This window comes from Arthrobacter sp. P1_B9, assembly GCF_056406495.1.
The window spans coordinates 1-11,308 of record NZ_JBFUAA010000005.1 but is presented as its reverse complement, the minus strand read 5'-3'; the positions used below and the strand labels follow the sequence as shown (position 1 = coordinate 11,308).

Here is an 11,308-nt window from a genome sequence, read left to right as displayed (position 1 = left end):
TTCGAGATTAAGGACCCCATGAAGATTTACTCGGCAGAGACCTGGACCATCGAAGAACTCACGGCGCAAATCGGCGACGCCGGCCGGCGCGCCCTGGTTGTCCCCGCCGCCGACACCAAGCAGGCGGTCCTGGACACGTTCGGCGAGCTCCTGGACGTCCCCGAGGACTACGGCACAGACCTGGATGCCCTGCACGATTCGCTGCACGACGTCGCGGATGCCGTGACAGACGACGGCGAGGCCCCTGTCACGTTCATCTGGCAGGTGCCCGCCGCGCTCCGCGCGGACCGCTCCTTCGGCGTCATCTGCGAAACGCTGCAGGACGCCGAAGGCTACGCCGGCAAGAGCCTGGACGTCATCGCCGTCTGCCTCTAAAGAGAGCTAGCACGCCACGCGGTGACGGTCAGGCCGTGGTGACGGTCAGGCGTTGACGATCAGGCCCAGCTCCGCTTTTGAGGCCAGGGCATCGTTCTTGGGGAGCACACGCACGGTGTAGCCGAAGGACCCCGAACGGTCGATCACCAGCGTGCCGCTGAAGAGGTGCCGGCCCTTGCCGAGGTCTTCGGCGGCCTTGAGCTCCGCGACCGTGATGTCCGTCAGCTCGTCGGTGTCCTCGGCCCGGCCGTAGGCCACCTCAACATAGACGTCGTCCGGTGAGAGCTCACGCAGCGCCACGTATGCATTTACCTGCAGCAGATCGCCGATCTGCGGGTCCTCGGAGACCCCCACCGAGTCGACGTGTTCGACCTGGATGTGCGGCCATGCGGCCCGGACCCGTGAGCTCCATGCCGCCAGGGCCTTGGCTTGGGCGTAGTTGTCCGCCACAGCGTGGCGTCCTGCGATCGCGGCGGGCCGGTACAGGACGTTGACGTAGTCCCGGAGCATCCGTTCCGCGGAAACCGCCGGGCCCAGGTGGGACATGGTGTGCTTGATCATCGAAACCCAGTGCGTAGGCACGGCCTGCGGGCCGGGCTGGGACGGTCCGGCAGCGCCCGCGGCGTCGGATACGGTCAGCCCGTAGAACCGCGGCGCCACCTGCGTTTCGAGCAGCTCGTACAGAGCCGCCGCCTCGATGTCGTCGCGTTCCTCCGGGGAGGCGTCGTTGTTGGCGGTCGGGATCGCCCAGCCGTTCTCGCCGTCGTACATCTCATCCCACCAGCCGTCCATGACCGAGAGGTTCAGCGAACCGTTCAGGGCAGCCTTCATGCCGGAGGTACCGCAGGCCTCCAAGGGGCGCAGCGGGTTGTTCAGCCACACATCACAGCCGGGGAACAGGGTCCGGGCCATGGCGATGTCGTAGTTGGGCAGGAACGCGATCCTGTGCCGCACGGCGGGGTCGTCGGTGAACCGGACGAGGTCCTGGATCATCTTCTTGCCGGCATCGTCCGCCGGGTGGGACTTCCCTGCGATGACCAGCTGAATGGGGTGCGTCTTGTGCAGCAGCAGCGCCTTGAGCCGTTCCGGGTCGCGCAGCATCAGGGTCAGCCGCTTGTAGGTCGGCACGCGGCGGGCAAAGCCGATGGTCAGGACGTCCGGGTCCAGGACGGAGTCCGTCCACGCCAGCTCGGCGTCGGCCGCGCCGCGCTTCTTCCACGCGGCCCGGAGCCGGCGCCGGACATCCTCGACCAGGGACACCCGCATCTCGCGCCGCAACGCCCAGAGGTCCTCGTCGGTGACGTTGTAGGCCAGGTCCCACCGGCCCTGCGCCTCCGCCTCGGCACCGAAGTGGTCCCGCGCCAGCGCGGCGATGCGGGGGTCCACCCAGGTGGGGACGTGCACGCCGTTGGTGACGGAGGTGATGGGGATTTCGGAGTGGTCGAAGCCCGGCCAGAGGGCGGAGAACATCCCGCGCGAGACCACGCCGTGCAGTTTGGCCACACCGTTGGCCCGCTGGGCCAGCCGCAGCCCCATCACGGCCATGTTGAACACGAACGGGTTGCCGTCGGCGAAGTCCTCGCGGCCCAGGTCCAGGATCTTGGCCACCGGGACGTCCGGGGCGAGGCCGGCTTCGAAGAAGTGCTGAATCTGGGAGATTTCGAAGCGGTCGATCCCCGCCGGCACCGGCGTGTGGGTGGTGAACACCGTGGACGCCCGCCCGGCGGCCAGGGCCTCCTCCCAGCTCAGCGGCGCCGTGCCGGACATCAATTCCTGGATCCGCTCGACGCCGAGGAACCCGGCGTGGCCCTCGTTGGTGTGGAAGACTTCCGGCGCGGGGACACCCGTGAGCCGCTGGAACTCCCGCAGCGCCTTGACCCCGCCCATGCCCAGCAGGAGCTCCTGCTGCAGCCGGTGGTCTCCGCCGCCGCCGTACAGGCGGTCGGTGATGCCGCGGGCAGCCTCGTCGTTGCCCGGAACGTTGGAATCCAGCAGCAGCAGCGGCACACGTCCGACGTCGGCCCGCCACACGTGCGCCAGCAGGCGCCGGCCCTGGGGAAGCGGCAGGGAGATCTGGACCGGTTTGCCGTTGCCGTCCGGGGAGGCCTCGCGCAGGAGCGTCAGGGGCAGCCCGTCGGGGTCGAGGACCGGGTACGTTTCCTGCTGCCAGGCGTCCCGGGAGAGCGACTGCTTAAAGTAGCCGGCCTGGTACAGGAGTCCGACGCCGATCAGCGGCACGCCAAGGTCCGAGGCCGCCTTCAGGTGGTCCCCGGCCAGGATGCCAAGGCCGCCCGAGTACTGGGGCAGGACCTCGGTGATGCCGAACTCCGGCGAGAAATAGGCGATGCATGCCGGCGCGCCGTCGCCCAGGCTCTGGTACCAGCGCGGCTGTTCCAGGTACTGGTCGAGGTCATCGGCCGCGGCGTGGACGCGCCGCACCACGTCCTGGTCCGCGGCGAGGCGCTGCAGCTCTTCCCGGCTGACCAGGCCCAGGAAAGTCACGGGGTCGTGGGCGCTCTCCGCCCAGACCCCGGGGTTGAGCCCCTCGAAAAGCTCCCGGGTGGGCGGATGCCAGGACCACCGGAGATTGGTGGCGAGCCGGGCCAGCGGCCGGATCGACTCCGGGAGTACGGTTCGGACGGTAAATCTGCGGATTGCCTTCACCAGCGAAACACTAACGGACAAGTCGTTGCCCCGGAACTGCTTTAAGATTCTTTCCCGTAAATGACGGATATCACTCCGACCAGAACCAGAAACCTCCGGAAAACGTTCGAGGCCTTAGCATTCTGGCCGTTTTGTAGATAACGTCGAGGCTGTGACGAATAACTCGCGAACCAGCGCCGTGTCCAAGCAAAAGCCCAAGGCCCTGATCACGGATGGCCTTCGATTTGGCCGCTTTCCGATCACCGCCGTGCAGCCTTCGGTGGAGGGCGGAAAGTTTCCCGCCAAAGCCGTCGAGGGCCAAAGCATTGTTGTGGGAGCCACCGCGTTCCGGGAGGGACACGACCAGCTCGGCGTCAGCGCCGTCCTGCTCGACCCCCGCGGCAAAGAGCGGCAGCGGGTCCGCCTCGCCCCGCCGCGCGGACCCCGGGGAATGGGCACGGACCGCTGGGAAGGCCTCCTGACCCCGCCCGCCACTGGCAACTGGTCCTTCGTCATCGAGGCCTGGCACGACCGCTACGGCACCTGGCACCACAACGCCGAGGTCAAGGTGGAGGCCGGCATCGACGTCGAGCTCATGCTGTCCGAAGGTGCCGCCCTGCTGGCCGAAGCCTCCGAAGACGCCTCCCGCCCCTCCGGTGACCGCAGAACGCTGCGGATGGCCGTCGTCGTCCTCTCAGATACGTCCCGGACACCCGAGGAACGCCTCGCCGCCGGCTTCGGCGCCGACGTCGCCGCCGTCGTCGAACGCCAGCCCATCCGCGAACTTGTGACGGTTTCCGAGCCCTACCCGCTGCTGGTGGAGCGAACGCTTGCCGGAGCCGGCGCCTGGTACGAATTCTTCCCCCGCTCCGAAGGTGCCGTGCGCAACCACGACACGGGGGAATGGACCTCCGGCAACTTCCGCACCGCCGCGCAGCGCCTCGACGCCGTCGCCGCCATGGGCTTTGACATCATCTACATGCCGCCGATCCACCCGATCGGCGGCCAGCACCGCAAGGGGCCGAACAACACCCTGATCGCCGGACCGCACGATCCCGGTTCGCCGTGGGCCATCGGATCCCACGAGGGCGGCCACGACGCCATCCACCCGGATCTGGGCACCTTCGAGGACTTCGACGCCTTCGTGGCACGGGCCGGTGAGCTGGGACTCGAGGTGGCCCTGGACCTGGCCCTGCAGGCCGCGCCCGACCACCCGTGGGTGCAAAGCCACCCGGAATGGTTCACCACGCGCGTCGACGGCACTATTGCCTACGCGGAGAATCCGCCAAAGAAATACCAGGACATTTTCCCGCTGAATTTCGACAACGACCCCGCGGGGCTGTCCAACGAAATTCTAAGGATTGTGATGCTCTGGGTCAGCCACGGCGTCAAAGTGTTCCGGGTGGACAATCCGCACACCAAACCCGTGTGGTTCTGGGAATGGCTGATCGGCAAGGTCAATAAGAAGCACCCCGACGTCGTCTTCCTCGCCGAGGCGTTCACCCGCCCGGCCATGATGCACGCTCTTGGCCGGGCCGGCTTCCAGCAGTCCTACACCTACTTCACCTGGCGGAACACCAAGGAAGAACTGGAGACGTACTTCCAGGAGGTCAGCCGCGAGTCGGCGGCCTACTTCCGGCCGAACTTCTTCGTCAACACCCCGGACATCCTCACCGAATACCTGCAGTTCGGCGGCCCGGCGGCCTTCAAGATCCGTGCCGCCCTGGCCGCGACGGCAAGCCCCATCTGGGGCGTGTACGCCGGCTTTGAGCTCTACGAACACGTGGCGCGTCCCGGCGCCGAGGAGTACATCGACAACGAGAAGTTTGAGTACAAGGCCCGCGACTGGGACGCTGCGGCAGAATCGGGGCGCACCCTGGCCCCGTACCTGACCCGGCTCAACGGGATCCGGCGCGCGCACCCGGCCCTGGGGGATCTGCAGAACCTGACGGTGCACCAGAGCTCGGACAGCTCCACCGTGGTGTTCTCCAAGCACAAGACCCTCGCGGACGGGACCAAGGACACCCTGATCATCGTCGTCAACGTGGACCCGCACGGCACCCGGGAGAGCACGGTGTCCCTGGACCTGCCGGCGCTGGAACTGGACCCGGAGAACTTCACGCACAACGGCCGTTTCATGGTTGATGACCTGCTGACCGGCGAGAGTTGGGAATGGGGGGAGTACAACTACGTCCGCCTGGACCCGCACGTCGAGCCCGTTCACATTCTTAGCATCCGGAGGTAGTGCCAGTGAGTTTTAGCCCGCAGAACCCGAGCCAGCACTTCAGCCCGAGGGGGAGCTTTGAATTGAATGCCCCGGGCCTCCAGCACGATCCCCTCTGGTACCGCAAGGCGGTCTTCTACGAGGTGCTCGTCCGGGGCTTCGCCGACGGCAACGGAGACGGCTCGGGCGACTTCCACGGCCTGATCGAGAAACTGGACTACCTGCAGTGGCTGGGGGTGGACTGCCTGTGGCTCCCGCCCTTCTTCCAGTCACCGCTGCGCGACGGCGGCTACGACATCTCGGACTACAACTCCGTGCTGGACGAGTTCGGCACCATCAGCGACTTCAAACGGCTCGTGGCCGAGGCCCATGCCCGGGGCGTCCGGGTGATCATCGACCTTCCGCTGAACCACACCTCCGACCAGCATCCGTGGTTCCAGGAGTCACGCAAGGACCCGGATGGTCCCTTCGGCGACTTCTACGTGTGGAGCGACACGGACGAGAAGTACGAAGACGCCCGCATCATCTTCGTGGACACAGAGGAATCCAACTGGACCTTCGACCCCATCCGCAGGCAGTTCTTCTGGCACCGGTTCTTCAGCCACCAGCCCGACCTGAACTTCGAGAACCCCAAGGTCATTGACGCGCTCTTCGACGTCGTGCGGTTCTGGCTGGACCAGGGCATCGACGGCTTCCGGGCGGACGCCATCCCGTACCTGTTCGAGGAGGAGGGCACCAACTGCGAGAACCTGCCGCAGACCCACGAATTCCTCCGCCAGCTGCGCCGGATGGTCGATGAAAGCTACCCGGGCCGCGTGATCATTGCCGAGGCCAACCAGCCGCCCGCCGAAGTGGTGGAGTATTTCGGCACCGAAGAGGAACCGGAATGCCATATGGCGTTCCACTTCCCGATCATGCCGCGGCTGTACTACGCGCTGCGGGACCAGAAGGCGTCCCCCATCATCGAGACGATGAAGGACACGCCGGACATTCCGGAAGGCGCCCAGTGGGGCACGTTCCTGCGCAACCACGACGAACTGACGCTGGAAATGGTCACCTCCGACGAACGCGCCGCGATGCTCGGCTGGTACGCGCCGGATCCGCGCATGCGCGCCAACATCGGCATCCGGCGCCGGCTGGCCCCGCTGCTGGATAACTCCCGCTCCGAGATCGAGCTGATCAACGCCCTGCTGCTGTCCCTGCCGGGCAGCCCGTTCCTGTACTACGGGGACGAGATCGGCATGGGGGACAACATCTGGCTCGAGGACCGCGACGCGGTCCGCACCCCGATGCAGTGGAACCCGGACCGGAACGCCGGGTTCTCCAGCGCCGACCCGGGCAAGCTGTACCTGCCGGTGATCCAGTCGCTGGTCTACAACTACAGCATGGCGAACGTGGAGGCCGAGGCCGCACATTCGGGGTCCCTGCTGCGCTGGACCCGCCAGATCCTGAGCGTCCGCAAGAACCACCCCGCCTTCGGGCTCGGCGGATTCAAGCATGTGGAGGCTGACCACGACGTCGTCCTCGCTTACCTGCGTGAGCTCCCGGAAGGCAACGCCGCCGGCGAGGACGCCGAGACCATCCTGTGCGCCTTCAACCTCTCACAGCACCCCGTGGCTGCCACGTTGCGGGTGCCGAACTTCGCCGGCCGCGGCCTCCGGGACGTCTTCGGCGGCCAGGCCTTCCCGGCCATCGGCGATGACGGAACGCTGACGCTGACCCTGGGCAGCCACGATTTCTTCTGGTTGCGGATCCGTTCCGCCGCCTCCAACCCGGCATCCCCGTTCACACAGGCGATGCCCGTCCTGTCCATCGAGGGTTGAGATGACGCGACCAGCCCTTGCCCCGGCCTTGAGCGGACTGCTTGGCGCCTGGCTCCCGCGCCAGCGATGGTTCCCTGTCAAGACCGCCGAGTTCACCTTCGAACCGGCGGGCGGCCTGCGCCTTGAGACCGCCGCCGGCGGGGCCACGTTCGAGGTGTTGCTGGTCGCGGTGTCCTACCCCACGCCCGGCGGCAGCCGCACCGACGTCGTCCAGGTGCCGCTCAGTTTCCGGCCAGAACCCCTGCCGGGGGCAGAACGCGCGCTCATCGGCGAACTTCCCGGCACCCGCGCTGATGCCGCCCACCAGTGGGTGTACGACGGCGTCCACGACGCCTCCTTCGTCGCCGCCTGGCTGGAGCTCATGCGGCACGGCGCAACGACGCCGTCGGGCAACGCCACCGGCCACCTGGTGGAGTCCGGCTACCGCCTGCCGTTCGCAACAGGCAAGGTCAAGGTCCTCTCGGGCGAGCAATCGAACAGCTCGGTGATCGTCGACGACGAGGACGGCGGCACAGTCGCCATCGTGAAGTTCTTCCGGGTGCTGTCCGAAGGGCAGAATCCCGAGGTTGAAATCGGTGCGGCGCTGACTGCGGGACACACCGCGGAGGTCCCGGCAACCCTTGGCTGGGTGGCTGGCGAGTGGGAGGTGCCGGCGGCGGCAGCAGGGGCGGAGCCATCAGATGCCCGCCGTCCCGCCACTGTCCGTCCCGCCTCCGGCGAGCTGGCTGTGGCGCACGAATTCCTCGCCGGCGGACTCGATGCGTGGCGGCTCGCCGTGGACGCGGCCAGCCGGGGGATCGGGTTCGCTGCAGAAGCCCACGCGCTGGGCGCGGCCACGGCCACCGTGCACCGCCGGCTCGCCGAGGCCCTGGGCACAGCCGCCGAATCTGCGCCGGGGCAGGACATCGCGCCGGGAGTAGCCGAGCGCGTCCGTCAGTCCTGGGCCCAGGCCGGCCAGGCTGTCGGGCCTTACGAAGAAGCGCTGAACGGTCTCCTCGGCCGGCTCGAGGGCACCAGCGCAGGCCCGCTCCAGCGTATCCATGGCGACCTCCACCTCGGGCAAATCCTGCAGGTGCCCGGCAGCATGGTCCCGGGCGAGCCGGGGGGCCCCCCGCGCTGGGCCATCCTCGACTTCGAGGGCGAGCCCCTGCGCCCCATCTCCGAGCGCAACTTCCCGGACGTCGCCCTTCGCGACGTAGTCGGCATGCTGCGGTCCTTCGACTACGCCGCCGGAGCCGCCGTCCGCGAAAACCCCGGAGCCGTGGTGCCCGGGACCTGGGTGGATGACTGCGCTGAGGCCTTCCTGGCCGGCTACGCCGACGTCATTCCCGGCAGCATCGACCGCGACTCGCCGCTCTTTGTGGCGCTGTGGCTCGACAAAGCCCTCTACGAAGTCATCTACGAACTAAGGAACAGGCCGGACTGGCTCTCCATCCCGGTGAACGCATCGCGTCGTCTCCTCGGCAGTACAGGTTCCGGCGTCGCCGCCGAAGCCGCAGCGGAAGGTATAAAAATGACAGGATCAGCACGTATCGATCGGCCCGGCACACCACTGCCCGTGGATGGCGAGACCCTTGCAAGGGTCTCCAGCGGCGAACACCACGCGCCCCACTCGGTCCTCGGCGCCCATCTCGATGACCATGGCCATGTCACCATCCGGACGGTCAAGCACCTGGCGGAAGCGGTCTCGGTCGTGACGTCGGCAGGTTCGACGCCCATGACGCACGAATCGAGCGGCGTATGGGTGGCCGTGATGGAGCCGCTCGAGCGCGGCCATGTGCCGGATTACCGGCTCGAGGTGACCTACAAGGACCACGAGCCCCAGGTCATGGACGACCCCTACCGTTACCTGCCAACCGTCGGCGAAGTAGACCTGCACCTGATCGGTGAGGGCCGGCACGAGCGTCTGTGGGATGTCCTCGGCGCGCACGTGCAGCACTACAAGTCCTCGCTTGGCGACGTCGACGGCGTGTCCTTCGCCGTCTGGGCCCCGAACGCCCAGGCAGTGCGCGTCAAGGGCGACTTCAACGGCTGGGACGGCCGCGAACACTCCATGCGCTCCCTCGGTTCCACCGGTGTGTGGGAAGTCTTCATTCCCGGGGTTGTAGCAGGGGCGTGCTACAAATTTGAACTCAGGACCCGGCACGGATACTGGGTGGAAAAAGCGGACCCGCTGGCCTTCGGCACCGAAGTCCCGCCGCTGACGGCATCCCGGGTGGTGGAGCCCTCTTACGTCTTCAAGGATGCCGAGTGGATGCAGGCCCGCGCCGCCCGCGATCCGCACAACTCGGCCATGAGCGTCTACGAGGTCCACCTCGGTTCCTGGAAGGTGGGGCTGGGCTACCGCGAACTGGCCAAGGAACTCGTGGAATACGTCAAATGGCTCGGCTTCACCCACGTGGAGTTCATGCCTGTGGCCGAGCACCCCTTCGGCGGCTCGTGGGGCTACCAGGTCACCTCGTACTTCGCGCCGACCTCGCGCTTCGGGCACCCGGACGAATTCCGCCACCTCGTTGACGAACTCCACCAAGCCGGCATCGGCGTCCTCCTCGACTGGGTCCCGGCGCACTTTCCCAAGGACGAGTGGGCCCTGGCCCGGTTCGATGGCGAAGCACTGTACGAGCACGCCGATCCGAACCTGGGCGAACACCCGGACTGGGGAACGCTGATCTTCGACTTCGGCCGCAGGGAGGTGCGTAACTTCCTGGTGGCCAACGCCCTGTACTGGCTCGATGAGTTCCACATCGACGGGCTCCGCGTGGACGCCGTCGCCTCCATGCTCTACCTCGACTACTCCCGCGAAGAGGGTCAGTGGCAGCCAAACCGTTTTGGCGGCCGCGAAAACCTGGAAGCGATCTCATTCCTCCAGGAGGTCAACGCCACGGTCTACAAAACCCACCCCGGCGCGGTCATGATTGCCGAAGAATCCACCGCATTCCCGGGCGTCACGGCGCCCACGAGCGGCGGCGGCCTGGGCTTCGGCCTCAAATGGAACATGGGCTGGATGCACGACTCGCTCAAATACATGGCCGAGGACCCGTACAACCGCCGGTGGCACCACGGCACCATCACGTTCTCGATGGTCTACGCCTTCACGGAAAACTTCCTGCTGCCCATCAGCCACGATGAAGTTGTGCACGGCAAGGGCTCCATGCTGCGCAAAATGCCCGGTGACCGGTGGCAGCAGCTGGCAAACCTGCGCGCATTCCTGGGATATCAGTGGGCCCACCCGGGCAAGCAGCTGATCTTCATGGGCACCGAATTCGGCCAGGAAGCGGAGTGGTCGGAGCAGTACGGCCTGGACTGGTGGCTCGCGGACATCCCGGCACACAACGGCATGCAGCTCCTGACCAAGGACCTCAACGAGCTCTACCGTTCCACGCCGGCACTGTACGAGCGGGACAACCAGCCCGAAGGGTTCCAGTGGATCAATGGGGGAGACTCGGACCGCAATGTGCTGACGTTCATCCGCCGTGACGCCGACGGCAACCCGCTGGTCTGCGCCGTGAACTTCTCCGGCGGGCCGCACACGGACTACCTCCTCGGCGTCCCGGCCGCCGGCGAGTGGCAGGAAGTGCTCAACACCGACGCCGCCAGCTATGGCGGTTCCGGGGTGGAGAACACCGGAACCCTGACCGCGACGAAGGACGGCCTGGACGGACAGCCGGCCATGCTCACCGTCACCCTGCCTCCGCTAGGGGCCGCGTACTTCAAGCCGCTGGGCTAGGCGCAGCGCCCGGACAGCAGACCTGGCGCGCGTAGGGAAGTGTTTGCGAGAGGCCCGGAATCCCCGTGATTCCGGGCTTTTCTGCACCGTCTTCGGTGCCGCTTTGTCAGCCGGCCCAAGTGGTGGTAGAGTTTATTTCCGCGCTGCTCCCCGGAGTTGAACGGCCACCAAGACCCAGAAGCCTATGGCAAGAATGAGTCTGGATCGCCGATTTGACTAGGGTGAAGCGGCCGGGTAAGTTTGAAAAGTTGCTCCGGAGCGATCCTTGACTGTTTGTTGGTTGTGGTGGTGCCGGGTGTGTCTGTTGTTTGAGAACTCAATAGTGTGCCAAGTTTGTTGATACCAATTTATTGTATTGAATTGGTTGAATTTGCCGGGCCCGCCACCCCGTGGTGTGGTCTGGTGTTATTTGGCTGGTTTCAAATTTTGTGCAGCGTGTGCATCCCGTTTTCCCGGGGGCGCATGTTGTGTCTGTTTTACTTCAACGGAGAGTTTGATCCTGGCTCAGGATGAACG

The 11,308-nt window shown here is 66.4% G+C and carries 5 protein-coding genes; 4 read left to right on the top strand and 1 reads right to left on the bottom strand.

Annotation, left to right across the window (positions count from 1 at the left end; genetic code table 11):
• Window positions 1-18 precede the first annotated feature (18 nt).
• Window positions 19-375: a barstar family protein gene (locus tag AC1D1A_RS08845; RefSeq protein WP_079552073.1), complete on the top strand. Its 357-nt coding sequence runs from the start codon at window positions 19-21 to the stop codon at window positions 373-375.
• A 45-nt stretch (window positions 376-420) separates the two neighbouring features.
• Here AC1D1A_RS08845 and glgP read toward each other — a convergent pair whose 3' ends face one another.
• On the bottom strand, window positions 421-3,039 hold the full coding sequence (gene glgP / locus AC1D1A_RS08840) for an alpha-glucan family phosphorylase (protein WP_476850584.1): 2,619 nt from the start codon (window positions 3,037-3,039) through the stop codon (window positions 421-423).
• A 151-nt stretch (window positions 3,040-3,190) separates the two neighbouring features.
• On the opposite strand from glgP, the gene AC1D1A_RS08835 reads away from it, so the two are divergent.
• From AC1D1A_RS08835 to AC1D1A_RS08825, 3 genes are read left to right on the top strand one after another with little or no spacing between them, the layout of a single operon-like run.
• Window positions 3,191-5,263, top strand: coding sequence for an alpha-1,4-glucan--maltose-1-phosphate maltosyltransferase (locus tag AC1D1A_RS08835; RefSeq protein ID WP_476947549.1), 2,073 nt, complete (start codon window positions 3,191-3,193; stop codon window positions 5,261-5,263).
• A 5-nt stretch (window positions 5,264-5,268) separates the two neighbouring features.
• Window positions 5,269-7,065 carry a maltose alpha-D-glucosyltransferase gene (gene treS / locus AC1D1A_RS08830; RefSeq protein WP_018774200.1) on the top strand — a complete coding sequence of 599 codons (1,797 nt, stop codon included), beginning with the start codon at window positions 5,269-5,271 and terminating at the stop codon, window positions 7,063-7,065.
• 1 nt (window position 7,066) lies between these two features.
• On the top strand, window positions 7,067-10,792 hold the full coding sequence (locus AC1D1A_RS08825; protein WP_476858128.1) for a 1,4-alpha-glucan branching enzyme: 3,726 nt from the start codon (window positions 7,067-7,069) through the stop codon (window positions 10,790-10,792).
• Window positions 10,793-11,308: the final 516 nt, after the last annotated feature.

Coding starts and splice junctions, on each gene's coding strand:
- AC1D1A_RS08845 (WP_079552073.1), top strand. CDS start 19: ATGAAGATTTACTCGGCAGAGACCTGGACCATCGAAGAACTCACGGCG.
- AC1D1A_RS08825 (WP_476858128.1), top strand. CDS start 7,067: ATGACGCGACCAGCCCTTGCCCCGGCCTTGAGCGGACTGCTTGGCGCC.